Consider the following 25,772-nt stretch of genomic DNA (forward strand, 5'->3'; position numbering starts at 1 on the left):
GTTTGTACCAGATCGCAAAGTATATCCTTTTTCATTAGGTATACTTATTTCTACAAATTGCGGCATTTCTGCATGCAGATATCTGTCGATCCACACTGAATTTTTATTAAATCAAGGTCGGAGACTCATGAATAAAAAAATACTCGCACTGATGTCCTTCCCCGCTCTTGCAAGTATTGCAAGCGTTGCCCACGCACAAAGTTCGGTTACGTTGTACGGCATTGTGAACGAGGGGATCAACTACATCAACAATCAGGGCGGTGGCGCCGTGGTTGGCCTCATCAAAGGTCAGACCAATGGTAGTCGCTGGGGTCTGCGCGGTACGGAAGATCTTGGCGGCGGCCTGAAAGCCGTCTTCGACCTGGAGAACGGTTTCGACGGTTCTGCCGGCACGCTCTCGCAAGGCGGCCGTCTTTTTGGCCGCTCGGCATGGATGGGTCTGCAAACGCCGTACGGCAGGCTCACGTTCGGTCGTCAATACGATGCCATGCACGACGATGTCGGCGAGCGCCTGTCCTCGACCGGAATATGGGCGTGGATCGGCAGTCACGTGGGCGACTTCGACAACCTGAACGCCAATTTCCGGATGGATGGCTCGATCCGCTATATCTCGCCGACGTATGCCGGCGTCAAGCTCGATCTGTTATTCGCACCGGGCGGCGCACCGGGTAGCTTCGCCACCAACCGTCGTTATCAGGCTGCGGCGACATACGATTCCGGCCCGATTATCGGCGCAATCGCGTACGAGAATCTGAACAATCCGGCGGTGTCGGTTTACGACAGTGCTGCTGCACCCGGCACGTCGGCCTTCTCGTCGCCCGGCAAGTCGCCATCGTTCAGCGGCTTCCTGTCCGCAGACACGCAAGCCATCTTCGCAGCAGGTGTCGGCTACAAATTCGGCACCGGCGGCCAGGTCAGCTTCGTGTACACGCGAACCGTCTTCAGCAATATGTTGCCAACGAAAACGACGCCGAATACCGGGTCGGCGACGTTCAACAGCTACGAAGGCAACATTCGCTACCGCGTGATGCCGACACTGCTGCTTGCGGCAGCGTATGACTACACGACCGTGCGCGCGCAGGGCAGGGCGGCGCACTATCACCAGGTCAATGCCGGACCGGATTATTTCCTCTCCAAACGCACCGACATTCAATTGAGCGGCGTATGGCAACTCGCCTCCGGTATCGATTCGACCGGCAAGTCCGCGGTCGCAACGATCGGCTCGCTCGGCAGCTCTTCAACGCCCACGCAGGTTGCAGTCAAGCTCCTTCTTCGGCATCGCTTCTAAAACCGGTTGATGGACGTGCGAGGCTCTGTTGCATGGAGCCTCGCGTTATTTCGGAAATTTCGCACGCGCACTACGTATGAACGACACGATCCAACTCACCCCACGTCACTTCAAGGCGGCTGTTGCTGTCGAACCATCACGCACGGAGATTCAGACATTCGAGCGCCCGGCAATTACGCCGTCTACCGGATTGCTTCGCGTTGCGATTACGGGCGTATGCGGCAGCGATGGCCCTTATTACCAGCAACTTCCTCAAAGCCGCGGGCCGCTGATTCTCGGGCACGAGACAGTCGGCCATATCGAAGAAGCAGGCGAGCTTGCCAGCACACGTTGGGGGCTTAAAGAAGGCGATTACGTCGCGCTCGAAGAATACGTTCCGTGCGGTCATTGCGAATATTGCCTGTCGAACGAATTCCGCCTGTGCAACGCAACGGATTGGCGCCTGAACGGTCTGCGTTATGGCGCAACCGGTCTGAAGACCGCACCGTCTTTCTGGGGTGGCTTCAGCCAATACCAGTACCTGCAGCTGAACACCGTATTTCACCGCGTCCCCTCGAGCGTCGCACCGAAACACGCGGCACTTGCCTTGCCTCTTGGTAACGGCATCGAATGGGCTTATTTGCAGGGCGGTGCAGGTCCGGGCCAGGCAGTCGTCATCCAGGGTCCTGGACAACAAGGCTTGTCGTGCGTCGTTGCAGCGCGCGAAGCGGGTGCCGAAAAAATCATCGTCACGGGACTGTCGACGGACACCGACCGCGAACGTCTTGCACTGGCAAAACGGCTCGGCGCGGATCACACGATCGAGGTCGATCAGGAAGACGTGCTCGAACGCGTAGCCGACCTCACGGGCGGCTCGATGGCCGATCTCGTGATCGATTGCGCATCGGGTGGTCCGGCCACCGTCGTCTCCGCAATCCAGCTTGCGCGAAAGCGCGGAACGGTCGTACTCGGTGGGCAAAAGCGCGTGCCGATTCCCGAATTCAACAGCGACATGATCATCGCGCGCTTTCTCACGGTGAAAGGCATGCGCGGTCACAGTTACCAGTCCGTAGAACTCGCATTGCAATTGATCGCCGCGAACCGCCACGACGTCACGCAGATGAGCACGCACACGTTCGGTCTCGACGACACGGACCTGGCGTTGCGCACCTTGCAGGGCGAAGGTGTCAGCGGTGCGATTCACATGACGATCGATCCGTGGAAGTAAGCTATGCCTGATTACCAGACCCCATCCGAAGTGCGTTACAGAATTCAGACGCCGAATTCTTCTCCTCGGCGCATTCGCGTAATCGCACTGACGGATAACGACCCCGAAGTCGCAAGCTGCCGCACATACGCCGATGTGGAGTTTGCGATGGCGAGCGATCTCGCCGCGCTTTCGCAAAGCTCTGATACAAGTGCTGACCTGGACTCCGAGGTGCTAAGCGAATGGCTCGGCACGCCCGATACGGTCGTCATTTCGGGCCGCGACGGTGACGATGCCCGAGCGATGGCAATCGCGGCAAGGACGTATCGCATGCATGGCGTCACCGTATCCGTCGTAATCAGTCCTTCCGACAGGAAATCGAACAGCACGGCCGATATGTTGCGTCCTTACAGCACGATGATGGTTCTTCCGACGAAGGCCGGTTATCTGGACGACCTGCTTTCCGCACTCGGCGCGTAACAAGGAGAATATTTTGCAGCGCGACATCAATCGATGGTGGACAGTACTCGGCGGCGCAGTCTGTGTTTCCGTCGGCGCGGGGGTATTGTCGGCATTCATGTTCGGCATGTTCATCAAGGCGATCGCCGCGGAGAATCACTGGAGCCGTGCACAGGTTTCGCTCGGCTTGACCGTCTTCGAATTTTCGATGGGACCCGGCACCATCCTCCTCGGCTCGCTCATCGACAAAATGGGTGTGCGCCGCCCCACCCTGTTATTTCTGATCCTGTTTGCGGCATCGACGGCTCTCGTAGGTGTGTTGCCGGCGTCTCCATGGATATTCGCACTGGCATTCGTTGCGGTCGGCCTGTTCGCACCCAGTACGAATGCACTGCCTTATGCGAAAGTAATCTGCGCTCGCTTCGACCGCCAGCGTGGCCTGGCACTGGGCTTGATGGTTGGCGGCACGGCAGTGGGCGCGATGTTCATGCCGCACTATGCGGGTTACCTGCTGAAACACTTTGGCTGGCGTGCCGGCTATTTCGGCGTCGCTGCGTTGATGGCCATGTTCTCCGTTCCCGCGCTTTACTTCCTCGTCAAAATGCCGCCGGGCGTCGACGAAGAACTCGTGCGTAAAGCGCATGAAGCGAGACGCGAACTACCATCGCTCTGGTCGCTATTCCTCAAGGATCGGACTTTCCGCCTGCTGGGCCTTTCGATCTTCTGTGTGTCCGGCGTGCTGCTCGCGTTGCTTTCGCAACTCGTACCCATGATGAGCGATCGCGGCGAAACAGTGTCGGCTGCCGCAACGATGCTGTCGATCGCCGGTTTGACATCAGCGCTCGGCCGTCTGCTCGCTGGCTGGTTGATGGACCGGATTCATGCGCCCTATTGTGCTGCGATGTCGTTCTCGCTAACGCTCATTGGCGTGCTCATTCTCGCAACGGGCGCGACCGGTTACACCGCAATGATTGCCGCCGGACTGATTGGCGTTTCAATTGGCGCAGAAGCGGACATCATTACGTTCATCGTAAGCCGCTACTTCGATCTGCGCCTGTTTGGCCGGGTATGTGGTGCGATGTGGATGGCGTGGGGATGGGGTGCGGGCATCATGATCTTCGCATCCGGACTCTCGTTCGACCTCACGCACTCCTACACGATTGCCCTCTGGACGTTCTCGGGATTTATTTCGATCGCCGTCGTCTCGATCATGTGTCTCGGGCCATACGTGTATCCGGAACAGCGTGATCCGAAGCGTGCCGCAGTCAAGGCAGGCGCCTCAGCCTGATCCCAATGGTACTGGCGATCCTGACACGGCACAGGACAGGTAGTCGCGATGCCTGGCGTGTGGCGCCGACTCTGAACGCCAGCAGGTCTGAAACGGCTTTGTTCGCGCGAGGCCGTTTAATGACCCGATTGCGTTGTGCCGTGCATGTCCGGCCCCCAGGAAGTCGCTGCGTTCTGTTGCTGCTCGAGGACGGCCTTCGCCTGCTCCAGATTCTCCGGATAGCTGTCGTCGGCGACACCGGGGTTGTAGCCCGCCGCTTCCAGTTGCTCAAGTTCCTTGACCACCTGGGCGTGCGTGATGGGCTCAGCAGCATGCGACAACATTGGAACAAGGATGGCAGCAGCGCAAACAGCATTGATCAGGAGTTTCATGGCCTTACCTCTGGGGTGTGGACGTCTGATTTGTCAGATCACTATCTCATTATTATAGGACCGCCATGGGGAAATTACTAATTTACACATGACGGGATTGATTACCAATTAATTCAACGCAGATCGTTCCCGAATGCGGGCAGCGAGCAAAATTGCCGGTCGTACCAACGATGTCGAACCATGCCGTGCGCGCATTGTTGTAACGAATCGGACCCGATGGATTCAAGAAACCTAACCACGTCAGTTATTCCGTGGCATGCGCGAACACCCGAGCCTCGCAGGCGCACTAGCAGTAGAGCCCGAAGTACTGTTGATGGACCAGCCGTTTTCTGCGCTCGATGCGCAGATGCATGAAACTATGCAGACCGAATTGATGCAGGTGCGCGAATCGCGCGATACACGGGCACGCGCCAACTACAGCCCTGAATGCTGCCACATTCGGGGCGTTTTATTTCAAACATGGAGACAGGATGACTACTCGACGTACCATTTTGAAAGCCAGTTTGGGCCTCGCATCGAGCGCGGCATTCGTGCCGTTCCATGCCAGATCGGCCGAGGAAAATTCGTCGAATCTTGCGCTGGCAAACTATGCCGGATCGGATCGCGCAGCCCGGATTCTCGCAGCGGCAAAGAAAGAAGGGCAAGTGAACTTCTACACCACGATCGCAAAATCGGACCTCGAACCATTGTTCAATCCGTTTGAGAAAAAATACGGCGTCAAGGTCAATACCTGGCGTGCAGGAGATGAGCAAGTCGTGCAACGCGCCGTTTCAGAAGCGCGAGCCGGCCGTTTCATGCCCGACAATGTGCATGTCGGCTCTTCATTCCTGAATAATCTGCGACAGGAGAACCTGTTGCAGCCTGTCGCCTCGCCCATGTTCGCAGACCTGATTCCAGGATCGGTGCCGGAACATCGCATGTGGGCTTCGACACTGCTCTCTGTCTGGGTTCAGTCCTACAACACGAACACCATCAGGAAAGAAGACCTGCCCTCTTCCTTTGACGATCTGCTGTTGCGGAAATGGAAAGGCAAACTCGGCATCGAGTCGAAGAGCTCCGACTGGTTTGCAACCATTTGTCAGCAGATGGGCACCGAAAAAGGCATTGCCTTCTTCAAGGAGTTGATCGCCACTAATGGTGTGTCTGTCCGCAACGGCAACTCATTGCTGAACAATATGGTTGCCTCAGGCGAAGTGCCACTCGCGCTCGAGACGTACAACTACATGCCCATGCAGGCGAAGCGTAAAAATGCGGCTATCGACTGGTTCCTGTTGCAGCCAGCGGTGGCGCGAGCGAATGGCATTGCCCTGTTCAAACATGCACCGCATCCGGCTGCGGGCATATTGCTCTACGATTACATGCTCTCGCTGGAGGCGCAAAAAATTCTGGCGAACATGGACTATGTTCCGACGCATCGGAATATCGCGTCACCTTTCCAGAATAGCCAGATAACGCCTGTCGATCCTGCAATGTCAGCAGCCGAGCGCACCAAATGGAACAACCTCTTTAACCACCTGTTTCTGAGCTAGGCTCCGCATTCCTTCGATAAAAAGCTGCCTCGGTTCAAGGCAGCTTTTTTACTTTGCGATGGATTGCTTCATGCCACTGGATTGCGACGCACCAGCAATATCCGAACCGTACGCGGTATTGGCTTCGTTCTGTTGCGCCAGGATGGTCTGCGCGTGCTTCAGGTTCTTCGGGTAGCCGTTGACGTCGGCAGGGTCGTAGCCCGCGTCTTCCAGTTGAATCAGTTCCGCGCGTACCTGCGCGTGCGTAAGCGGCTCAGCGGCATGCGACAGCACCGGAGCGATAAGGGCAACTGCGAAGGCAATATTGATGAGCGATTTCATGTGAGAGTCCCGTAGCGATTCGTGGGTGGCGCACCAAGGCAACCCGTGGAAACCATTATACGGGTTTTTACTTACCGTGTGTTAACTATAAAGGAAACACGTTCTTATATACGGAACATATGTGAAAACCTGTCGGTGCGCGACGGCGGGCCAGATACCGGACGTTTCGCAAGCAACTTGTCAGGTCGCTGCACGAGACGGCCCTGGAACCCGTCAAACTTCCGTTACCCCGGCTGGCTGAGCATTGTTGCAGCAGCCTCGACGTCCTCCGGCCATATCGGTTCACCACGAATGCAGGGAACCCGATCAGGAAGGCAAGCAGGCACCACTCGACCTGAGAATATGATGCGTCGCAAACCTCCAGGTAGACATCGCTCATCCCGAACACGGTACAGGCACCAGCAGCCTCCTCCGCGACCGGTTTGTGGACGTCGATGCGCCGCGCCGCTTCGTCCTCGTCGACCAGACTGTTCAAGGCCCCTGGTCACCCCAAAGGTTAGGTTAGTGTCCAACCTTTGGGGCGCATTTCAAATTCAACAGACGTGTTGTTCTAATGCACAGGAAAGCTTAGATTTTCTTCAGCACATCTGCGAATTTCGCCTCCACCTGCGCGATCAGCTCCTTCGACCCCCGCGCAACAGGCGGGAAGCTACCGTTCTTGATGCGTTCGAACGGACGGCACGCGTCGATGATCGCACGCGAGTTCGTGGACGAAGCCGAATCGTAAATCGGATCGAGCGGGCCGCTCCACGCACGGCGAATGATGTCGATGTCCTGCGCCGGATCAGCGCGCGTGCAGATCGCCCACATCACGTCAAACATGTCGCTCGGATCTACATCATCATCCACGACCACAACGTAGCGGCCCATATACGAACCCGATTGACAACCCGCGGCCAGCAGCCCCGCCTGCTTGGCGTGACCGGCAAACGCCTGCTTGATGGAAATCACATTGAACATGCGCGCGGCTCCGGCCTCGTGAACCCACACGCCCTTCACACCAGCCAGGCCGGCACTTTCGATTTCATCCCAGATCATGCCGGACTTCATGACGCACTTCGAGAAGTTGAAATCCGAAGGCGGGCGCATCGGAGATGCCATCGTCAAGATCGGATTCTTGCGATGATAGACACGACGCACACGCACCACCGGCTGTTCGCTCGGATGGTTCGCATAGTAGCCGGTGAACTCACCGAACGGGCCTTCGATCTTGTCGTCGCCCGGCATGATTTCGCCTTCGAGCACGATTTCCGCATGCGCCGGCATCGGCAGGCCATACAGTTCGCTCCTGACCGTTTCGAACGGCGCGCCACGGTGACCGCCAGCGTAATCGTATTCGGACAACCCCCATTTCAGTTCGTTGCCCGACGCGAGGAACATCAGCGGGTCCATGCCAACGCAAATCAGGACCGGCGTAGGCTGGCCTCGATCTGTGTATTTCTGGCGAATCTGACGGCCCTGTTTGCCTGGCGACATCCATAGACCGACGCTCTTTTCATCGTGCACCATCACGCGGTAGGTGCCGAGGTTGATCCAGCCTTCATCCGGATCGCGCATGATGACCTGGTCATGCGTGCCGATGTAGCGCCCGCCGTCCAGTTCATGCAACTTCGGCACCGGGAATTTGAGCACGTTTACATCGTCATCGCGGTCGACAACGTCAAAGATCGAGCCGGTTTCGACTTCTCGCGGCGGAATCGGCTGGAATGTCTTCATGCGATTGCGGTACGCCTGCACCACATCCATCGGGTGTGCCGGTTCCGGAAAACCCAGTGTGATTGCCAGTCGCTTCGATGAATTCGTTGCGCCCGACAGCACGCGCATACCGGGATAATCCGGGATGTCTTCGAACAGGATCGCGGGTGCTTCGGCGCGCTTGTGATTGACGATTTCCGCAATCGCCCCCATTTCCAGATCCCAATGTACGCCCTTCATGTGCACGAGTTCGCCCGCGGCGTCGCAACGTTCGAGAAATTCACGCAGATCGGCGTGCGGAGTGTGGTTTGTCATCATGTATTCCTTGTGTTGTCCATACGAAAGCACGGACAGATTCCGTTCAGGAGTTTTTGGGGCGAACGTATTGCAGAACCATCGAGAAGATAGCAGCGATAAACATCGGCACCGCAATCCAGATGAACATCGACTGCACGCTGAAATTCTTGCTGAGCAGTAACGCGCCAACCATAGGGCCGCAGATCGAGCCGATACGACCCACGCCCAGATTCCAGCCTACCCCGGTGGCACGAGCACTCGTCGGATAAAACACTGAAGATACAGCGCTCAGGCCAGATTGAGCGCCGATCAGAAACATGCCTCCGAGAAACAGCGTCGGCAGGATGATGCTGCTCTTGTACAGGAAGCCGATGGAGCCGATGAAGAAACAACCCAGGAGATAGCAAGCCATCAGCACGCGGTGCGGATTCAGGCGATCCATGAAGCGGCCAAAGACAAACGTACCGGCAACGCCACCAAACTGCATCAGCGACGTACCCAATGCAGCATTCGCAAGCGAACGGCCATCACTGTTGAGCACGGTCGGGAGCCACGAGGCCAGGAAATAAATTTCCAGGAGGCTAATGAAATAAATCACCCACAGGATAAGTGTGCCGGGTGCTCGCCCCTCCTGGAACAGTCCAGCGACCGGCGTGCTGCTTCTCTTCTCATCGCGCGTAAATTCGACAATATCGCTCAGCGGCGAAATGCGCTGCTTCGCCTGCTCGATACGTGCTGCATCCGCATTGCGATTCACGAGAAACACCAGCGACTCGGGCAACCACATGATGAGTGCGAGCGCGACGATCAGCGAAACGGCGCCGGCGGTGTAGAACACCGCTTCCCAGCCGTAACGCGGCAAAATGGACGAAACCAGTACTCCAGCAATTGCGCCACCAGCGGGAAAACCGCAGAACATGGACATCACCATAACGCTGCGTGCGCGGGCCGGGGCGATTTCTGCCGTCAGCGTGATTGCAGTGGGCATCGCGCCACCGAGGCCCAGACCGGCGATGAAACGCCACGCGAGCATTTCAGATGGCGATGTAGCCATACCGGTTGCTACCGTGAAAATACCGAAAATTATCGTGCAGGCAATCAGCATACGGCGGCGACCGTATAGGTCCGCCAGCACACTGCAACTGAAGCCTCCGATAAGCAAGCCCAAAAGGCCCGTGGAGAAAATTGTGCCCATCTGCTGATGATCCAGATGCAGCGCGTTATGAATGGCAGGTGCGGTATATCCGATAATCTGCGTACTGATGCCGTCGAGAAACACCGCGAGGCCGCACAACACCGTCGTAAAAATCTGGAACACGTTGACGCGCCGCGTTGCCAGCCAGTCTTCCACCGTGATCGGTGCTGCATTCATACTCGTTGTGCTCATGTTCTGTCTCCGACGTTCTGTACTTTTTCGACTTCCTGTTGCACCTTGAATTTTTGTCCGCCGTTCCAGCGCTTCGCGATACCGACATCGATATCGAACAGATCCAGTGCACGCGAGACAGTCTGATTGACCATATCGTCAAGTGTCTTCGGTTGTGCGTAAAACGCAGGAACCGGTGGCATGATGATTGCCCCGTTGCGCGTCGCCTGTGCCATCAGTTCGATATGCCCGGCGTGAAAAGGCGTCTCGCGAAGCATCAGCACGACGCGACGACGTTCTTTCAGGCAAACATCAGCCGCGCGTGTGATGAGGTCCGCGTCATAGCAATTGGCGATGCCGCTCAATGCACGAATCGAGCACGGCGCAACCAGCATGCCGCAAGTGCGAAATGAACCACTGGAAAGTGAAGCGCCAATGTCCTTGTAACTGTGCGTTGCGTCCGCAAGCTCACGCAAACGTGCCAGTCCAAGACCGGTTTCCTCTTCAAGCGTCCGCAAGCCTGACGGCGAAACGACCAGATGCGTTTCGACATCCGCTTGCCCACGCAGGATTTCGAGGGTCCTGACGCCGTAAATCGCACCGGAAGCCCCAGTGATACCTACTATCAAACGTTTCATTTACACCTGCTTGTTTTTACCATGCTCGAATGACATACCGCTCCACAAGAGAGGCGGCGCGCTACATCAGAGCTTAAAGGACCACTGCATCCAGATGCGCTCGCCTTGCGGACGGTTCTGCACCAGCATTTCGTGCTGCCACTTCACCGTCACAGCCGTTTTCTTGGTGAACTGATACTGGATCTGAGGCCCAATGGCGACAGCGCGGCCGTAAAAGCCATCACCGTTAAATGGAGTTCCGTTTTTCTGTACGTCACCGGAAATCTGCTTGTAGTAATACCCGTTCAAGCCCAACGACAGTTTCGGCGTCACCTTGCGCATGGCAACGAATTCCGTCACGGTTTCCTGACCGCTGCGGTACCCATCGTTGAGATTGCGACCATTCCAGATGTACGTGAAGTTCATCCCGATTGTCGTTTTGTCGTCGGGATGTACATCGATGCCGTAGCTGGGCAAAAACGCCCAGTAATGGTGACCGACGTTGAACGGCTGGCTCGCCGCGTAATTGCCAATCGGCACGTTCACCGTCAATCGCACTGCCTGATTCACATGTCCGAGAAACGGCGCATTGAAGCTATTGCCGATCATGACGGGAGTAATCAGCGGATCTGACAGGCCCGTGTCGTTGCCGTGAATCATCGCACCGCCGGGCGGCTGACGATAAGTGTTGATGTGAAAGAACGGCAACAGCGCGGCCATGCCGAAGCGGAAGCCGTGAAATTCTTCCGGCAGCACATACTGGAAGCGGAACGCCTGCACCTGAACGTTGGACGAGAACTGCTTGAACTTGTTATTGCCGTTCGAATCCTTGAAATTCCCGGAGTTATAGATCACCGTGAACGATTGGAATTGCATACCAGGATCAAGAGTACCAGGAAAGATCGTCTGCGCTCCAATCACGTAGGCGGAATTGCCGCCTTCCGTGGCCCCCGCGGAGGCGGCGCACAATGCTACCGCGCACGCAAGCACTGCTTTTTTAGAGTTTTTCATTGTTTTGTCTCCTTCTGCTACCGACTAGTTCGTATAGTCAGGTTGTTGTTTTGGTGCTGCCGTGAAAAAAGCCGGGTGCTGCATCGCGCGCTGATAGATTCGCATGCTGCGCGAATATGGCGTCAGGTCACAACCCATGCGTTCAGCGTTCGCGATTTGAGGAATGAGGCAGCAATCCGCGAGCGTAGGTGCGTCGCCAATGCACCAGTCGTCGCCGCCTGTATCAGTCAGAAGACGTTCAACTGCCTGCATGCCTTCCACGATCCAGTGCCTATACCATGCGTTTTTCTGTTCCGGTGTGACCTTCAATACGCTGTCCAGATACTTCAGGATTCGCATGTTGTTCACGGGGTGAATATCACAAGCGATGAGCGTCGCTAATTCCAGAACGCGAGCACGCGCGTCTATTTCACCTGGAATCAGCAATGGCTCCGGATGTATCTGATCCAGCCAGTCGATAATTGCCAGAGACTGTCCGAGGCTGAAATCGCCATCGACCAGCGCCGGCACACCCGCGGACGGATTAATGCGCTCGACGTATTCCCGGTCGCGATGCTCGCCGGTGCGGATATTGACCGGTACGTACTCGTACGGAAGTCCCTTGAGATTGAGGGCAATCCGCACGCGGTACGATGCCGAACTGTTGAAGAAGCTATGTAGTTCCATCAGACAACCAGCACGGTCAGTTCGCCCAGGCGATCGACGCCGACCTTTATCGTCTGGTCCGCGACGACAGGACCCACACCTTCCGGCGTGCCCGTGTATATCAGATCGCCAGGTTCGATCTGGAAGAATTGCGACAGATACGAAACAGTTTCGGCAACCGACCAGATCAGGTGCGTGACATCGCTCTTCTGCTTCGTTTCACCGTTCACGGTCAACCAGATACCCGCCTGCTCGAAGTGACCGACTTCGCTCGCACGGTGGATCGGGCCGATCGGCGCGGAGCGGTCGAAGGCTTTGCCGAGTTCCCACGGGCGGCCCATTTCGCGCATCTTCATCTGGAGATCGCGGCGCGTCATGTCGAGGCCAACTGCGTAGCCGTACACATAAGACAACGCATCTTCAACGGCAATGTTCACACCGCTCTTACCGATTACGGCGACCAGTTCCGCTTCGTAATGGTAGTTCTGCGTCTGCGCCGGATACGCGAGTTCCAGCGTTTCGCCATATGCGGCCGGTACGATGGCATTGTCCGGCTTGCAGAAGAAGAACGGCGGTTCGCGATCCGGATCGAAGCCCATTTCGCGGGCGTGTGCCGCGTAGTTACGACCGACGCAGTAGACGCGGCGTACAGCAACGCTATCTTCCGTTCCGAAAACGGGAACGGCAACGTGCACTTCAGGGGGGAAAATAAACGCCATCTTGTTTCCTTATGAATGTAAAGCGAGCTCTAAATCCGCTCTTCGCGCAGCAGATTGAGAGCGCTGACGATCGGGCGATCCGAATAGCTGAAGATCACGGAATCGACGTCAGCATCGAGACTCACCGTCACCCAGGACGGCACGACAAAAATATCCTTCGCCGCGAATTCAAACGTCCTGTCACCGACCTTCGCGACGCCGGAACCTTCCACAACCGAATACACGGTCGCATCGGTCGTGCGGTACTGGCGGCCACGAAACCGGGCAGGCAGGAACTGCATGAAAGTCGCCATGGTCGGCATCGGCCAGCTACCGGTGGCAGGATTAATGAATTTCAGCTTCACGCCATCCCATTGATCCACCTCGCCATGGCGATAGAGCGTATCGAGCGCTTCACGCGTACGGTCGTATGGATAGCTGAACAACGGCGAGGTCGGGTTGCTCGCGACATGACGCACCGGCAGCATGTTCTGGGCGTAACGCGCGGCGCTATCGCCAGATTCGCGTTGCACCGGTTGGACCTTGCCGGGATAGTTCTCTGCGAACCCCTGATCGAGTTGGTAGACAATCGGAATATCCAGGCCGTCGAGCCAGATAACGGGTTCGCCGCCGTCTTCTTCAGTCTTGTTGCCATGGTCGTGCCACGTCCACGACGGCGTGATAATGAAATCACCCGGTTGCATCGGTACACGTTCGCCATCGACGGCCGTATAGGCGGTCGAGCCTTCCAGAATGAAGCGCAACGCCGATTGCGTATGACGATGGCTCGGCGCGATTTCACCGGGCAGGATCAATTGCAGCCCGGCGTACAGCGCGGGCGTAATGCTGGCCTTGTCGGGCAGGCCCGGATTCTCCAAGAACAGTACACGGCGCACCGCTTCCTCAGCTGTAATCAAGCCGCCCGACTGCATCACCAGATCACGAACTTCCGCGTATTTCCAGATCGCTGGCCGTGCTTGCGGGCGCGGTTGCGGCGGCACCAGGTTGTGCAGCGACTCCCACAACGGGGCCATATTTCTATGTTTGATCTGGCCGTAATACGCGGCACGGTCTGCTTTAACGTCTGTCATTTCGTCATCTCCTGTTACGCGGCCTTGTTCGCCAGACCTTCGAGCGTGTACCCGGCGACTGCCTTGTAGCTGCTCGTGATTTCGCGCAGCTCATCCAGGCTGATTACGTCGGTGATCGACGCGAACGGCTTGCCGCCCGTGCGCTCGTGCACGACCTGGAGAATCTTGTCGGGCGGTGCCTTGCGGTTCGCCAGTACGACGTTGCCCGTCGCCGTGACACGTTCGCGGTCGTACGCTTCCAGCGCTTCAGTACCGATGCCGAACTTGACGAATTGCGCCGTCAGATATTCCGCATCCATGATTGCCTGACCGGCGCCGTTCGAACCACGCGGTACCATCGGGTGTGCGGCGTCGCCCAGCAGCGTCACACGCCCATGCGTCCAGCGCGGCAGCGGCTCCTGATCCACCATCGGGAACACGAGAACGTTTTGGGTCGACTCGATCATCTTTGCCACGTCGAGCCAGTCGAAATGCCAGTCCTTGAAGACCGGAAAGAAGTCGTCCAGGCTGCCCTGCCTGTTCCAGTCGCGCATTGCAGGCTGCGGCGAAACGGTTTCCGCGACCCAGTTCATCAGTTGCGTGCCGTCCGGATTGCTCAGGATCGGGTAGATCACCATCTTGCCGGTGTCGGCCGTCAGCGCACCGGCACGTGCGAACGTCGCGCCATCGAGAAACGGCGACCAGTTCAGCGCGCCGCGCCACATGTTCACGCCCGTATAGTGCGGAGCACCTTCATCCGGGTAGAACTGCTTGCGCAACGCCGAATGCAAGCCGTCGCAGGAAATCACGACGCTGGCTTTCACCGTGAATTTCTCACCCGCTACGTTCTCGAATTGCACATGTGCTTCATCGCCCACGGTAGTTGCGCCGATGCAGCGGCGATCCATAACCACGGAATCCGCCCCTAGCCGCTCCTCGACGATCTTCAACAGCGCCAATTGCAGTTCGCCCCGATGAATCGAGAATTGCGGCGTGGCATACCCGGCGTTCGTGCCGAGTGCTTCGGTATAGATGTGCTGGCCGTACTGGTTGAAGAACGACGCGTTCTGCGTCGAAATCGAAATCTTCGAAAGCGCCTCATTCGCGCCCAGGCGTCCGAGCACGCCGGTCGCGTGCGGCAGGATGTTGATACCTACGCCGAGCGGTTTGAGTTCCGGGACCGATTCGTAGACACGGCAGTTGATACCGGCTTCATGCAGGGCCAGCGCGAGGGTCAACCCGCCATTGCCCGCGCCGATGATCGCGACTTCACATTCCTTGTTCATGCAGCTTTCCTCACCTCAAGATTTGTCGCCCCAAAAACGACAGACGTCTGCCGAATAGTACTAAGAGACTTTGATGCAAGTCAAATTCCTATCACCCTGGGGTATGTACCTACTTGCGGCCGTGGATGGCGCCGAGGTCAGTTAGAATGAGGCGCGCTACCTACGCGATCAATTTTAAAAATGACCAAACCTAATCCCGATAAGCATGCTGAAGGTGCCATGCTCACCGAGCTTTATTCCCGACCAGGTTTTATGCTCCGACGTGCACATCAGATCGCCATTGATCTGTTCGTCCAGGCTTGCCTGCCGGTGAACATCACACCGAGTCAGTACGGAGTGCTATACATCGTGAATACCCTCGGCTCACTCAGTCAGATCGGCATATCACGCCTGATTGGTCTGGATCGTTCTACGACGGCACTCGTTGTCAAGCTGCTCACGGATCGCGGACTGCTGACCAAAACACAAAGCACGGAGGATGCTCGAAAGATCGAGATACAGCTTACGAATGAAGGAAAAAAAATATTCCGAGAGGCGCAAAAATTGGCGGAATATGAAATGAAGACGCTACTTGAACCGTTCACCAATAAAGAAAGCGAACAATTTCTGCGCCTGCTTGAAAAATTCGTCAGTTACCACAACGACACAACGCGTGTGAGCATAACTGGCTCATCATCGTCCAATAATTAAGAAGCACGAACAATGTGCGACGATCGCCCACAGCACAGAAGTACCTGGTGCAAATAAGTCGTTGGAATCAGCTAACGCAGCCCGCTCAATGACTCGGCAGGCGATGATCCGCAAGCGCAAAGGTGTGAAAGGATTGTTCGATGATCGGTGTTTTGATCGTGGAATCATTGTTCTTTGTGTGCGCTGGTACCTGCCCTACAAGCTCGGTTTGCCCAACAAGCTTGCACGCATCGCCTGGACGATTTTCACGTCACACGACAGGGAGCGTTTATTTGCGGCAGTCACAGGCGCGGTAGCTAGCCGCGCTGTATCTATAGGACAGCGATGGGCAGTATTCTGATAGTGATATCAACAGGAGGAACCGCCTCGTTCTACCCGGCATCCGTGTAATTGTAAGAGGCTGCCAGCGTCAGTGCGGCAGTCAGATCGTATCGCACGTTCGCCTCATAGCTGTTGAACGCGATACTGCCGCCGCGAAAAGGCGTCGTTGCAGTCGACAGCACATCGATAAAGCTTGATCGGTCTGATGCTGGGCTTGGCACTGCGGATTGTTGCGTCGGAGAGGGGCATGGGGGTATCTCCTGTCGCGAAGAACAGCGTACCCCCAAAACTACCCTCAGAGAATGTCGGAAGTCAATGAACCAACACGGTAGACCAAGGAGCTGAAGACTGCCCAGAATGCCTGTCCGGCATGGGCCTCGGAGAATCAGGCGGAACGCCCGGGAGTCCAGCGGAAGAGTAAATGGTGGGCCGGGTGGGGTTCGAACCCACGGTGTCCTTTCGGAGGTGGATTATGAGTCCACTGCCTGCAACCAACACGGCGTCCAGCCCAAGAAGAAAAAGACCCGGTCGTGAAGGCCGGGCCTGTTTCGTCGATTGGCCGACATACTACACGAAAAAGGGGCCGCCGTGACCGCTTCGCCTATGCGAAACGACAAGGAGGCCCCTCAAACTACATCACTGATTACCTCTCGAAGCCCGCTACGCTCAATTCCCTTCGAGGAACGACTTCAGCTTGTCCGAACGGCTCGGGTGACGCAGCTTGCGCAGCGCCTTCGCCTCGATCTGACGAATCCGCTCGCGCGTCACGTCGAACTGCTTGCCGACCTCTTCGAGCGTGTGATCCGTGCTCATCTCGATACCGAAGCGCATGCGCAACACCTTCGCCTCGCGCGGCGTCAGCGAGTCGAGCACGTCCTTCACGACATCGCGCATGCTCGCATGCAATGCGGCATCCGCCGGCGCGACCGTGTTCGTATCTTCGATGAAGTCGCCCAGATGCGAATCGTCGTCGTCGCCGATCGGCGTTTCCATCGAGATCGGCTCTTTCGCGATCTTCATGATCTTGCGGATCTTGTCTTCCGGCATTTCCATCTTCTCGGCCAGCGTTGCCGGGTCCGGCTCGAGGCCGGTTTCCTGCAGAATCTGCCGCGAGATGCGGTTCATCTTGTTGATCGTTTCGATCATGTGAACCGGAATCCGGATCGTGCGCGCCTGGTCGGCGATCGAACGCGTAATGGCCTGGCGAATCCACCACGTCGCATAGGTGGAGAACTTGTAGCCGCGACGGTATTCGAACTTGTCCACCGCCTTCATCAGGCCAATGTTGCCTTCCTGGATCAGGTCGAGGAACTGCAGACCGCGGTTCGTGTACTTCTTCGCGATCGAGATCACGAGACGCAGGTTCGCCTCGGTCATCTCGCGCTTCGCCTGGCGTGCCTTCAGTTCGCCGGCCGCCATCTGCCGGTTGGTTTCCTTCAGGTCCTTCAGCGGCAGCACCACGCGCGCCTGCAGATCGAGCAGACGTTGCTGCTGTTCGCGAATCGCCGGAATGTTGCGCGTGAGGATCGCGCTATACGCGTGCCCCTCGGCGACGATCTTGTCGGACCATTCGAGGTCCGTCTCGCTGCCCGGGAAACGCGCGATGAATTCCGCGCGCGGCATGCCGCATTTGTCGACGACCGTGTGCAGGATCTGACGCTCGACCTGGCGCACCTCATCCACCTGCGCGCGCAGCGTGTCGCACAGACGCTCCACAGTACGCGCGGTGAAGCGGATCGTCATCAGCTCGTTCTGGATGGTTTCCTGCGCCTTCAGATACGACCTGGACTTGTAGCCTTCCTTCTCGAACGCGCGACGCATCTTGTCGAACCACTCGCTGATGAGCGCGAATTTTTCGAGCGACGCACGCCGCAGCGCTTCGAGCTGCGCGGCGTTGGCCGTGGCTTGCGCCGCGCCATCGTCTTCTTCCTCGTCCTCTTCGTCTTCTTCCTCGGCTTCCTCGTCTTCGTTCTCGATCGCTTCCGCTTCCTGCGCGGAGAAGCCGTCGGCGTCTTCCGCGTCGGCGTCGATCAGACCGTCGACGAGTTCGTCGATGCGCACTTCGTCGTTGGCGACGCGCTCGGCCATCGCGAGGATGTCGGCGATCGTGGTCGGGCACGCGGAGATCGCCATCACCATGTGCTTGAGGCCGTCTTCGATGCGCTTGGCGATTTCGATTTCGCCTTCGCGCGTGAGCAGCTCGACCGTGCCCATTTCGCGCATGTACATGCGGACCGGGTCGGTGGTGCGGCCGAATTCGGAATCGACGGTGGACAGCGCGACTTCAGCTTCCTCTTCGACTTCGTCGTCCGACGAAGCGGCCGGTGCGTTGTCGTTGAGCAGCAGCGTTTCGGCGTCGGGGGCCTGTTCGTAGACCGCCACACCCATGTCATTGAACGTGCTGATGATGCCCTCGATCGCCTCGGTCTCGGTGAAGTTGTCCGGCAGGTGATCGTTGATTTCAGCGTACGTGAGGAAGCCGCGCTCCTTGCCGAGCTTGATCAGCGCGCGCAGTTTCGAGCGGCGCTCTTCGAGTTCCTCCACCGTGCCCGGCTGCGACGACGCGAACGCATCCTTCAGCAGCGCTTTTTCCTTTGCACGACGGTCGCGAGCCCTGACCTTCTCCGTCTTGCCCGGCGCGGCGGCAGCGGTTTCTTCGGCTTGGGTTGCATCGTCGTCGACAGATACTTCGTTCAGCTTTTTCGTCATGGAGTTCGTCGTACCGGCTGTAATCTCGACCTCCGGCTGTTGGACAACAGCCGGTTGAACCGTGGATACTGGAGTCACGCGCGCTACCGCATCGTCATCAGCGGCAGCCGCTTCCCTTGCGCTTCCGACACCCGGCCGCCTCGCAGCCGACGGTGGTACAGCTTTCGCCGCCCTTACCGAAGCCGCCTGCGCGGCCGCAGTGGTCGACGATTTTTTCCCGGCCGGCGCAACGCTGACAGCAGACGATTTTCTGGCGGATGAAGTCAGCCTGGCCTCGGTAACCTTCGCGGTGCGCTCCTGCGAGCGTGTGCCTGCTGCCTGATTTCCGCCTGTCGTCTTTGCCATCGCATCGCCTTTCGCCTTTGCTAGGAAAACCCTTGAAAAACAAACCGCTAGAAACTTTTTATTATACCACCCGAGCTTTCGGCCTCTCCGTTAGAGCCCGAGCTGACGCTTCATGTCAGCCCGTTTCCGGTTGAGTTCCGAGAGCTCGGCGAATTCCTCAGGCGAATGCCGGGATTGTCGCGAAAGCTGCTCGAGACGATCGCAATAAGCGTCATACCGCATCTTCAGAATCGCAGCCTTCAGCTCCTCGCCGACGATCCGCTCCTGTTCGCGCCGTTCCTCGATGACGGCCGAGTCCTGTGGGTCTTTCAGCAGCAAATCCCGGACGTTTTCATCATAGTCTAGAATTTTGCGAAAGATTTCCTCGAAAGTTGGGGCGTTCGCGCCATTTCGCAAGAGATCGGACAACAACTGGAATTCCGCCGAATCGCCGAGCGCGCGCGCATGCGTGGTCACTTCCCCGAACAGTTCCCCATGCCGCGTCACCGTGAGCAGCGCCTCTTCGGCCTCGCTGTCGAGCATCGCGACCGTGCGCGGATACATCACCAGATTGCGCAGCGTCTTCTCCTCGATCCCGGTCACGCTGCGGCGGTCCTTGCGGGCCGGCGCCTCGCGCGCCGCGGCCGCGATCCGCGCATCGACCTCGCAGAGCGCCGCGACTTCGTTGAACGGCACGTCGAGCCGGTCCGCGAACATGTGCATGATCTGCGCGCGCAGGGCGTTGGCCGGCAGCGCCTGCAAGAGCGGCTTCGCGTCGAACAGCGCGCGGGCCCGGCCTTCCGGCTGATCGAGCTCCTTGCCGGTCAGCACCTCGTTGAGCATGAATTGCGACAGCGGCATCGCGCGCTCGACCTGCTCCGCGAATGCCTCGGTGCCGAACTCGCGCACGTAGCTGTCCGGGTCGTGCTCGGCCGGCAGGAACAGGAAGCGGATCGTGCGGTTGTCCGCGGCGTGCGGCAGGCAGGCATCGAGCGCGCGGCGCGCGGCGCGCCGGCCGGCCGAATCGCCGTCGAAGCTGAAGATGACCGTATCGGTCTGCCGCATCAGTTTCTGCACATGAATCGGCGTGCAGGCCGTGCCAAGGGTCGCGACCGCGTTCTGGAAACCGAGCTGGGCCAGCGCGACCACGTCCATATAGCCCTCGACGACCAGCACGTAATGCTGCTCGCGGATCGCGAGACGCGCCTCGAACAGGCCGTACAGCTCGCTGCCTTTGTTAAATAAAGGCGTTTCGGGCGAATTCAAATATTTCGGCTCGCCGCCGTCGAGCACGCGCCCGCCAAAGCCGATCACCTGCCCCTTCACGTTGCGGATCGGGAACATGATCCGCTCGCGGAAACGGTCGTAGCGGCGGTTCTGCCCCTGCCCGTCGGACTTTTCGCTAACGATCACGAGACCCGCCTCGACGAGCCCGTCGTCGCGATAGTTCGGGAAGGCCGCCTCGAGGTTCTGCCAGCCGTCCGGCGCATAGCCGAGGCCGAAACGCGCGGCGATCTCGCCGGTCAAGCCGCGCTTTTTCAGGTACTGGATCGCACCCGTCGCGCCGCGCAGCTGCTTGCGATAAAAGTCGCAGGCAGTCTGCATGAGGTCGGAGAGCGCCGTGGTGACGGCCTTCGACGCCGCCGGCGCATAGCCGCCGCCCGAACCGCCGCCGCCGTAACCCGGCGAAGGCTCGTTCGGCACGGTCAGGCCAACCGACTGCGCGAGCTCGTTGACCGCCTCGGGGAACGACGCGCCCACGTGCTCCATCAGGAAACCGATGGCCGTGCCATGCGCGCCGCAACCGAAGCAGTGATAAAACTGTTTAGTCGGACTAACCGTAAACGAAGGGCTCTTCTCGTTGTGAAACGGACAAAGCCCCATGAAGTTTGCGCCGCCCTTTTTCAGCTGCACGTACCGGCCGACCACGTCGACGATATCGACGCGGTTGAGCAGGTCCTGCAGGAATGACGGTGGGATCACAGTAAATGACGCTGCCAGGAAAGCTTCAAAATCCAAGCCCGGTACGGGTACTCAGGCTCGACACCGCAACCCGGCGCCGCGCCCGCTTTCGAACACGGCGCGCGCGGTCCGGGCAAACCACAGGAATTACTTCGCGAGCGCGGCCTTGACCTGCGCCGAGACGGCCGTCATGTCGGCCCGGCCGGCGAGCTTCGGCTTGAGCACGCCCATCACCTTGCCCATGTCCTGCGGACCGGCCGCGCCGGTTTGCGCGACCGCGGCCTGCACTTCGGCAACGATTTCCGCTTCGGACATCTGCGCCGGCATGTAAGCGGACAGGATGGCCAGTTCGGCCTTTTCCTTGTCGGCCAGATCCGTGCGGCCGGCAGCCTCGAACTGGCTGATCGAATCCTTGCGCTGCTTGATCATCTTGTCGACAACGGCAGTCACGCCGGCTTCGTCGAGCGTGACGCGCTCATCGACTTCACGCTGCTTGATCGCCGCGAGCAGCAGGCGGATCGCGCCGAGACGCTCGGTCTCGCGCGCCCGCATGGCAGCTTTCATATCGTCGTTGATCCGGTCTTTGAGACTCATCACTCACCTGAATGCGTTGAAAGTTGAAAAACCGGCGGGTCGATGGCGGCCATACCGCGGCATCAACACGAATACCCGCTTGGGACCTCTTCCTCAAGCGGGTTGGCGCAATATGTTTGGTGGATGCGACCCTGCCGGCTGGCCCGATGGGCCGGGTTTTCCGTGACGGCACCTGTCGTGCCACCATCGGCTTGGATGCTGCCGCACCGCGTGTGAAGCGGAGCGCGGCAACGCCAGAATCAGTAGAGCTTCTTCGGGAGCATCTGGCCACGCAGACGCTTGAAATGACGCTTCACCGCCGCCGCTTTCTTGCGCTTACGTTCGGCCGTGGGCTTCTCGTAAAACTCGCGAGCGCGAAGTTCCGTCAGTAAGCCGTTTTTCTCCATGGTGCGCTTGAAACGGCGCATGGCAACTTCAAACGGCTCATTGTCTTTTACGCGGATGGTCGTCATTTTTCAATAACGGAACTTTGTAAAGGTTGATGAGTATAGCAGAGCTTTCTCACAAAGCGATGGCGCCGTCAAGCCCCTCGTGCATAGTCGGTGGCGGCCTGACCGGCCGCCACCCCCGAAGCCCACGCCCACTGGAAATTGTAGCCGCCGAGCCAGCCGGTCACGTCGACCGCTTCGCCGATGAAATAGAGGCCCGGCACGCGCGCGCTCATCATCGTCGTCGACGACAGGCCGCGCGTATCGACGCCGCCGCGCGTCACCTCGGCCTTGCGGTAGCCCTCGGTGCCGTTCGGGGTGAGCGTCCAGCGCGACAGCGCCTCACCGATGCGCCGCAGCGTCCTGTCCGGCAAATCGGCGACGCGCGCCTCGGCGGGAATCTGGTGAGTCTCCAGCCAGACGTGCGCGAGCCGCTGCGGCACCCACTCCGAGAGCAGATTCGCGATCTGGCGCTTCGTGCCGCTTTTCGCCTCCAGCAACGCGGCCGCGGCATCGCGCTCCGGCAGCAGATCGATGTGGACCGGCTCGCCGGGCTGCCAGTAGCTCGAAATCTGCAGGATGCCGGGACCCGACAGGCCGCGGTGCGTGAGCAGCAGATCTTCGGTGAATTCGGCACCGGTCTTTTTGCTGCCGGTCGCGAGTTGCACTTCGAGCGACACGCCCGACAACGCCGCGAACGGCTCCCAGTCGGCCGGCGCGAAGGTCAGCGGCACCAGTGCGGGACGCGTGTCGATCAGCTTGTGGCCGAACTGTTTGGCAAGCCGGTAGGCAAAGTCGGTCGCGCCGATCTTCGGAATCGACAGGCCGCCCGTCGCGATCACGAGCGCGCGGGCGGCGATCGTCCCCGCCGGCGTGCCGAGCGTGAACTGACGCTGCCCGTCGTGGCTCACTGCTTCGACGGACAGCGGCGCGCGCCACGCCACCGCACCCGCGTCGCATTCGTTCCTGAGCACGTCGATGATCGCGTCGCTCGACTGGTCGCAGAACAGTTGCCCCTTGTGCTTTTCGTGCCATGTCACGCGATGGCGCTTGAGCAGCGCCATGAAGTCGCGCGGCGTGTAGCGCGCGAGCGCGGAACGGCAAAAGTGCGGATTCGCCGACAGATAGTTGGCCGGCCCCGCGTACAGATTCGTAAAGTTGCAACGGCCGCCGCCGGAAATGCGGATTTTTTCCGCGAGACGCTGCGAGTGGTCGATCAACGCCACGCGCCGGCCGAGTTGTCCGGCCACGGCCGCACACATCATGCCGGCCGCGCCCGCGCCGATCACCGCGATATCGAAAGATTCCATGGGGCCGCATTGTACCTGCCGGGTCCGCGCGTTCGTGGCCGAGCCCCGAAGGCCGCCAGTAGCAGCGCCTGCTTGCCCGCGCTGCTATACTTTTAGGCTTACCTTTCACTGTTGGGCCCGCGTTACGTGTGCCCGCCTTCAAGCGATTCATCATGCTCGTTCTCGGCATCGAAAGCTCCTGCGACGAAACCGGACTCGCGCTCTACGACACCGAGCGCGGCCTGCTCGCGCACGCCTTACATTCGCAGATCGCCATGCACCGGGAGTACGGTGGCGTCGTGCCGGAACTCGCGTCGCGCGACCATATTCGCCGCGCGCTGCCGCTGCTCGAAGAGGTGATGGAACACGCGGTCGTCGCGCGCGGCGACATCGATGCGATCGCCTACACGCAAGGGCCGGGGCTGGCAGGCGCGCTGCTCGTGGGCGCGAGCATCGCCAATTCGCTGGCAATGGCCTGGGACAAGCCGACCGTCGGCATTCACCATCTCGAAGGGCACCTGCTGTCGCCGCTGCTCGTCGATGAACCGCCGCCGTTTCCGTTCGTCGCGCTGCTCGTGTCCGGCGGTCATACGCAACTGATGCGCGTCACCGACGTCGGCGTCTACGAGACGCTCGGCGAAACGCTCGACGATGCCGCCGGCGAAGCCTTCGACAAAACCGCAAAACTGCTCGGCCTCGGCTATCCGGGCGGCCCGGAAGTCTCGCGCATGGCCGAATTCGGCACGCCCGGCGCGGTCGTGCTGCCGCGTCCGATGCTGCATTCCGGCGATCTCGACTTCAGCTTCAGCGGGCTGAAAACCGCGGTCCTCACACACGCGAACCGGCTCGGCGGCGCGAATATCTGCGAGCAGGCGAAGGCCGACCTCGCGCGCGGTTTCGTCGATGCCGCCGTCGACGTACTGGCGGCCAAGTCGCTCGCGGCGCTCAAGCGCACGAAGCTGAACCGGCTGGTGGTCGCGGGCGGTGTCGGCGCGAACCGGCAACTGCGCGAAGCACTTTCGGCCGCCGCGAAGAAACGCAATTTCTACGTGCACTACCCGGACCTGTCGCTATGCACGGACAACGGCGCGATGATCGCGCTGGCCGGCGCGCTGCGCTTGCAGCGCTGGCCCGAGCAGGCCGGCAACGACTACGCGTTCACGGTGAAGCCGCGCTGGGACCTGACTTCGCTCGCGCGCTGAGTCGCCGGAAGCGAATGCCGCGAATCCCGGGGCGATAAAAAAAGCCGCTTTAAAGCGGCTTTTTTGCGTCAATGCGCCCGCAACGAAACGGGGCGGACCGTCGCAGAAGCGATCAAGCGAGGCGTTTGTCCTGCTCGATCACCGCATAGGCGCTGTGGTTGTGAATCGACTCGAAGTTCTCGGCCTCGAGCACATAGGCAACGATGCGCTCGTCGGTATTGAGGCGCTGCGCGACGTCGCGCACGAGGTCCTCGACGAACTTCGGATTCTCATACGCGCGCTCGGTGACGAACTTCTCGTCCGGGCGCTTGAGCAACCCCCACAGTTCGCACGACGCCTCTTCCTCGGCGATGCGGATCAGCTCTTCCACGGCGACGTCGCCAGCCAGCTCGGCGTCGATCGTCACATGCGAGCGCTGGTTGTGCGCGCCGTATTGCGAAATCTTCTTCGAGCACGGGCACAGGCTCGTGACCGGCACCAGCACCTTCAGGAACAGCCGCGTCGCGCCGTTGCGGGTCTCGCCCGTCAGCGTGACCTCGTAGTCGAGCAGGCTTTGCACGCCCGACACCGGCGCGGTCTTGTTCACGAAGTACGGAAACGACACCTCGATACGGCCCGCCTCGGCTTCCAGCTTTTCGAGCATCACCGCGAGCATCGAGCGGAACGCGGCCGGCTCGAGCGGCGCCTTGTTCTCTTCGAGCAGCGCGACGAAGCGCGACATATGCGTGCCCTTCTGATCGGCCGGCAGATGCACATCGAGATTCCACGTGCCGACCGTCGGCTGCACTTCGCCGCCTTGCGTGCGCACCGTCAGCGGATGACGCACGCCCTTGACGCCGACCCGCTGAATCGGGATCTGGCGCGTGTCGGGCGTGCTTTGCACGTCGGGCATCACAAAGGCGGGGTTCATCTGATTCATTTTTTGTCCTTTCTGGAAAGCGCCGGGCCGCTCCCGGTTCGCCGCATCGGAAACTGTCACGCGACGACTTCGAAACGCCCGGCGGCCGCGCGGATCAGCACGCGCAACGGCGAACGCCGGCTTCCGCCGGCGTTGGAAGACGGGCCGTTACGCCCGTCAGCTCAAACAGGAGATTGTCGCGGCCGCCACCGCATGAAAAACGACAGC

The 25,772-nt window shown here is 59.3% G+C and carries 24 protein-coding genes and 1 tRNA gene; 8 read left to right on the plus strand and 17 right to left on the minus strand.

What is annotated here, in order from left to right:
- Nucleotides 1-127 precede the first annotated feature (127 nt).
- The 4 genes from F3J20_RS13770 to F3J20_RS13785 all read left to right on the plus strand — a co-directional run bounded on the left by F3J20_RS13770 (nucleotide 128) and on the right by F3J20_RS13785 (nucleotide 4,221).
- Nucleotides 128-1,288: a porin gene (locus tag F3J20_RS13770; RefSeq protein WP_167039254.1), complete on the plus strand. Its 1,161-nt coding sequence runs from the start codon at nucleotides 128-130 to the stop codon at nucleotides 1,286-1,288.
- A 76-nt stretch (nucleotides 1,289-1,364) separates the two neighbouring features.
- Nucleotides 1,365-2,495, plus strand: coding sequence for a zinc-binding dehydrogenase (locus tag F3J20_RS13775; protein ID WP_167039252.1), 1,131 nt, complete (start codon nucleotides 1,365-1,367; stop codon nucleotides 2,493-2,495).
- Nucleotides 2,496-2,498: 3 nt separating this feature from the next.
- Nucleotides 2,499-2,954: a hypothetical protein gene (locus F3J20_RS13780; protein WP_167039250.1), complete on the plus strand. Its 456-nt coding sequence runs from the start codon at nucleotides 2,499-2,501 to the stop codon at nucleotides 2,952-2,954.
- A 13-nt stretch (nucleotides 2,955-2,967) separates the two neighbouring features.
- Entirely contained in the window at nucleotides 2,968-4,221 is a 1,254-nt protein-coding gene (locus tag F3J20_RS13785; RefSeq protein ID WP_167039248.1) for an MFS transporter, read from the plus strand.
- 116 nt (nucleotides 4,222-4,337) lie between these two features.
- On the opposite strand, the gene F3J20_RS13790 is transcribed toward F3J20_RS13785, so the two are convergent.
- Nucleotides 4,338-4,592, minus strand: coding sequence for a DUF4148 domain-containing protein (locus F3J20_RS13790; RefSeq protein ID WP_167039246.1), 255 nt, complete (start codon nucleotides 4,590-4,592; stop codon nucleotides 4,338-4,340).
- Between the two features lie 470 nt (nucleotides 4,593-5,062).
- On the opposite strand from F3J20_RS13790, the gene F3J20_RS13795 reads away from it, so the two are divergent.
- On the plus strand, nucleotides 5,063-6,121 hold the full coding sequence (locus tag F3J20_RS13795; RefSeq protein WP_167283613.1) for an extracellular solute-binding protein: 1,059 nt from the start codon (nucleotides 5,063-5,065) through the stop codon (nucleotides 6,119-6,121).
- A 48-nt stretch (nucleotides 6,122-6,169) separates the two neighbouring features.
- On the opposite strand, the gene F3J20_RS13800 is transcribed toward F3J20_RS13795, so the two are convergent.
- The 9 genes from F3J20_RS13800 to F3J20_RS13835 all read right to left on the minus strand — a co-directional run bounded on the left by F3J20_RS13800 (nucleotide 6,170) and on the right by F3J20_RS13835 (nucleotide 15,127).
- A complete protein-coding gene (locus F3J20_RS13800) occupies nucleotides 6,170-6,442 on the minus strand; it encodes a DUF4148 domain-containing protein (RefSeq protein WP_167283614.1) in 273 nt (90 codons plus the stop codon).
- Nucleotides 6,443-7,009: 567 nt separating this feature from the next.
- Nucleotides 7,010-8,455: a UbiD family decarboxylase gene (locus F3J20_RS13805; protein WP_345889882.1), complete on the minus strand. Its 1,446-nt coding sequence runs from the start codon at nucleotides 8,453-8,455 to the stop codon at nucleotides 7,010-7,012.
- 43 nt (nucleotides 8,456-8,498) lie between these two features.
- A complete protein-coding gene (locus tag F3J20_RS32125) occupies nucleotides 8,499-9,821 on the minus strand; it encodes an MFS transporter (RefSeq protein ID WP_240158780.1) in 1,323 nt (440 codons plus the stop codon).
- Nucleotides 9,818-10,438, minus strand: a complete 621-nt coding sequence (locus F3J20_RS13810) for a UbiX family flavin prenyltransferase (protein ID WP_167283615.1) — start codon at nucleotides 10,436-10,438, stop codon at nucleotides 9,818-9,820. Before F3J20_RS13810 ends, F3J20_RS32125 begins: the two co-directional genes overlap by 4 nt.
- A gap of 66 nt (nucleotides 10,439-10,504) precedes the next feature.
- Nucleotides 10,505-11,428: a transporter gene (locus F3J20_RS13815; protein ID WP_167039237.1), complete on the minus strand. Its 924-nt coding sequence runs from the start codon at nucleotides 11,426-11,428 to the stop codon at nucleotides 10,505-10,507.
- A gap of 24 nt (nucleotides 11,429-11,452) precedes the next feature.
- Nucleotides 11,453-12,094, minus strand: a complete 642-nt coding sequence (gene maiA, locus F3J20_RS13820; RefSeq protein WP_167283616.1) for a maleylacetoacetate isomerase — start codon at nucleotides 12,092-12,094, stop codon at nucleotides 11,453-11,455.
- Complete coding sequence (locus F3J20_RS13825; protein ID WP_167283617.1) at nucleotides 12,094-12,792, minus strand: fumarylacetoacetate hydrolase family protein; 699 nt, start codon at nucleotides 12,790-12,792, stop codon at nucleotides 12,094-12,096. Before F3J20_RS13825 ends, maiA begins: the two co-directional genes overlap by 1 nt.
- 29 nt (nucleotides 12,793-12,821) lie before the next feature.
- A complete protein-coding gene (gene gtdA / locus F3J20_RS13830; RefSeq protein ID WP_167283618.1) occupies nucleotides 12,822-13,862 on the minus strand; it encodes a gentisate 1,2-dioxygenase in 1,041 nt (346 codons plus the stop codon).
- Nucleotides 13,863-13,876: 14 nt separating this feature from the next.
- Entirely contained in the window at nucleotides 13,877-15,127 is a 1,251-nt protein-coding gene (locus F3J20_RS13835; protein WP_167283619.1) for a flavin-dependent oxidoreductase, read from the minus strand.
- Between the two features lie 180 nt (nucleotides 15,128-15,307).
- Here F3J20_RS13835 and F3J20_RS13840 point away from each other — a divergent pair, with 180 nt between their 5' ends.
- Entirely contained in the window at nucleotides 15,308-15,817 is a 510-nt protein-coding gene (locus F3J20_RS13840; protein WP_167039227.1) for a MarR family transcriptional regulator, read from the plus strand.
- Between the two features lie 88 nt (nucleotides 15,818-15,905).
- Nucleotides 15,906-16,157: a hypothetical protein gene (locus F3J20_RS13845; RefSeq protein WP_167039225.1), complete on the plus strand. Its 252-nt coding sequence runs from the start codon at nucleotides 15,906-15,908 to the stop codon at nucleotides 16,155-16,157.
- Nucleotides 16,158-16,560: 403 nt separating this feature from the next.
- Here the strand turns inward: F3J20_RS13845 and F3J20_RS13850 are convergent.
- The 6 genes from F3J20_RS13850 to F3J20_RS13875 all read right to left on the minus strand — a co-directional run bounded on the left by F3J20_RS13850 (nucleotide 16,561) and on the right by F3J20_RS13875 (nucleotide 23,465).
- A tRNA-Ile gene (locus tag F3J20_RS13850) sits at nucleotides 16,561-16,648 on the minus strand.
- Between the two features lie 156 nt (nucleotides 16,649-16,804).
- Entirely contained in the window at nucleotides 16,805-19,192 is a 2,388-nt protein-coding gene (rpoD, locus tag F3J20_RS13855) for an RNA polymerase sigma factor RpoD (RefSeq protein WP_167283620.1), read from the minus strand.
- 90 nt (nucleotides 19,193-19,282) lie between these two features.
- Nucleotides 19,283-21,154 (minus strand): DNA primase, encoded by a 1,872-nt coding sequence (gene dnaG, locus F3J20_RS13860; RefSeq protein ID WP_167283621.1) that lies wholly within the window; start codon nucleotides 21,152-21,154, stop codon nucleotides 19,283-19,285.
- A gap of 126 nt (nucleotides 21,155-21,280) precedes the next feature.
- Nucleotides 21,281-21,727 (minus strand): GatB/YqeY domain-containing protein, encoded by a 447-nt coding sequence (locus F3J20_RS13865; RefSeq protein WP_167039219.1) that lies wholly within the window; start codon nucleotides 21,725-21,727, stop codon nucleotides 21,281-21,283.
- A gap of 239 nt (nucleotides 21,728-21,966) precedes the next feature.
- Complete coding sequence (gene rpsU, locus F3J20_RS13870; RefSeq protein WP_008919901.1) at nucleotides 21,967-22,179, minus strand: 30S ribosomal protein S21; 213 nt, start codon at nucleotides 22,177-22,179, stop codon at nucleotides 21,967-21,969.
- A 68-nt stretch (nucleotides 22,180-22,247) separates the two neighbouring features.
- The gene (locus tag F3J20_RS13875; protein WP_167283622.1) at nucleotides 22,248-23,465 is read right to left on the minus strand and encodes an NAD(P)/FAD-dependent oxidoreductase; all 1,218 of its coding nucleotides are present in this window, start codon (nucleotides 23,463-23,465) and stop codon (nucleotides 22,248-22,250) included.
- 152 nt (nucleotides 23,466-23,617) lie between these two features.
- Here F3J20_RS13875 and tsaD point away from each other — a divergent pair, with 152 nt between their 5' ends.
- Nucleotides 23,618-24,646, plus strand: a complete 1,029-nt coding sequence (tsaD, locus tag F3J20_RS13880; RefSeq protein WP_167283623.1) for a tRNA (adenosine(37)-N6)-threonylcarbamoyltransferase complex transferase subunit TsaD — start codon at nucleotides 23,618-23,620, stop codon at nucleotides 24,644-24,646.
- A gap of 112 nt (nucleotides 24,647-24,758) precedes the next feature.
- Here the strand turns inward: tsaD and folE2 are convergent, their stop codons facing one another.
- Nucleotides 24,759-25,565 carry a GTP cyclohydrolase FolE2 gene (gene folE2, locus F3J20_RS13885; RefSeq protein WP_167283624.1) on the minus strand — a complete coding sequence of 269 codons (807 nt, stop codon included), beginning with the start codon at nucleotides 25,563-25,565 and terminating at the stop codon, nucleotides 24,759-24,761.
- Between the last annotated feature and the right edge of the window lie 207 nt (nucleotides 25,566-25,772).

The organism is Paraburkholderia sp. Cy-641 (genome assembly GCF_011752945.1).
In the GTDB taxonomy this organism is placed as follows: Bacteria; Pseudomonadota; Gammaproteobacteria; order Burkholderiales; family Burkholderiaceae; genus Paraburkholderia.

Excerpts from the sequence above, each read along its gene's own strand:
- F3J20_RS13770 (WP_167039254.1), top strand. The coding sequence starts at position 128 with ATGAATAAAAAAATACTCGCACTGATGTCCTTCCCCGCTCTTGCAAGT.
- F3J20_RS13775 (WP_167039252.1), top strand. The coding sequence starts at position 1,365 with ATGAACGACACGATCCAACTCACCCCACGTCACTTCAAGGCGGCTGTT.
- F3J20_RS13780 (WP_167039250.1), top strand. The coding sequence starts at position 2,499 with ATGCCTGATTACCAGACCCCATCCGAAGTGCGTTACAGAATTCAGACG.
- F3J20_RS13790 (WP_167039246.1), bottom strand. The coding sequence starts at position 4,592 with ATGAAACTCCTGATCAATGCTGTTTGCGCTGCTGCCATCCTTGTTCCA.
- F3J20_RS13795 (WP_167283613.1), top strand. The coding sequence starts at position 5,063 with ATGACTACTCGACGTACCATTTTGAAAGCCAGTTTGGGCCTCGCATCG.
- F3J20_RS13800 (WP_167283614.1), bottom strand. The coding sequence starts at position 6,442 with ATGAAATCGCTCATCAATATTGCCTTCGCAGTTGCCCTTATCGCTCCG.
- F3J20_RS13805 (WP_345889882.1), bottom strand. The coding sequence starts at position 8,455 with ATGATGACAAACCACACTCCGCACGCCGATCTGCGTGAATTTCTCGAA.
- F3J20_RS32125 (WP_240158780.1), bottom strand. The coding sequence starts at position 9,821 with ATGAGCACAACGAGTATGAATGCAGCACCGATCACGGTGGAAGACTGG.
- F3J20_RS13810 (WP_167283615.1), bottom strand. The coding sequence starts at position 10,438 with ATGAAACGTTTGATAGTAGGTATCACTGGGGCTTCCGGTGCGATTTAC.
- F3J20_RS13815 (WP_167039237.1), bottom strand. The coding sequence starts at position 11,428 with ATGAAAAACTCTAAAAAAGCAGTGCTTGCGTGCGCGGTAGCATTGTGC.
- maiA (WP_167283616.1), bottom strand. The coding sequence starts at position 12,094 with ATGGAACTACATAGCTTCTTCAACAGTTCGGCATCGTACCGCGTGCGG.
- F3J20_RS13825 (WP_167283617.1), bottom strand. The coding sequence starts at position 12,792 with ATGGCGTTTATTTTCCCCCCTGAAGTGCACGTTGCCGTTCCCGTTTTC.
- gtdA (WP_167283618.1), bottom strand. The coding sequence starts at position 13,862 with ATGACAGACGTTAAAGCAGACCGTGCCGCGTATTACGGCCAGATCAAA.
- F3J20_RS13835 (WP_167283619.1), bottom strand. The coding sequence starts at position 15,127 with ATGAACAAGGAATGTGAAGTCGCGATCATCGGCGCGGGCAATGGCGGG.
- F3J20_RS13840 (WP_167039227.1), top strand. The coding sequence starts at position 15,308 with ATGACCAAACCTAATCCCGATAAGCATGCTGAAGGTGCCATGCTCACC.
- F3J20_RS13845 (WP_167039225.1), top strand. The coding sequence starts at position 15,906 with ATGACTCGGCAGGCGATGATCCGCAAGCGCAAAGGTGTGAAAGGATTG.
- rpoD (WP_167283620.1), bottom strand. The coding sequence starts at position 19,192 with ATGGCAAAGACGACAGGCGGAAATCAGGCAGCAGGCACACGCTCGCAG.
- F3J20_RS13865 (WP_167039219.1), bottom strand. The coding sequence starts at position 21,727 with ATGAGTCTCAAAGACCGGATCAACGACGATATGAAAGCTGCCATGCGG.
- rpsU (WP_008919901.1), bottom strand. The coding sequence starts at position 22,179 with ATGACGACCATCCGCGTAAAAGACAATGAGCCGTTTGAAGTTGCCATG.
- F3J20_RS13875 (WP_167283622.1), bottom strand. The coding sequence starts at position 23,465 with ATGGAATCTTTCGATATCGCGGTGATCGGCGCGGGCGCGGCCGGCATG.
- tsaD (WP_167283623.1), top strand. The coding sequence starts at position 23,618 with ATGCTCGTTCTCGGCATCGAAAGCTCCTGCGACGAAACCGGACTCGCG.
- folE2 (WP_167283624.1), bottom strand. The coding sequence starts at position 25,565 with ATGAATCAGATGAACCCCGCCTTTGTGATGCCCGACGTGCAAAGCACG.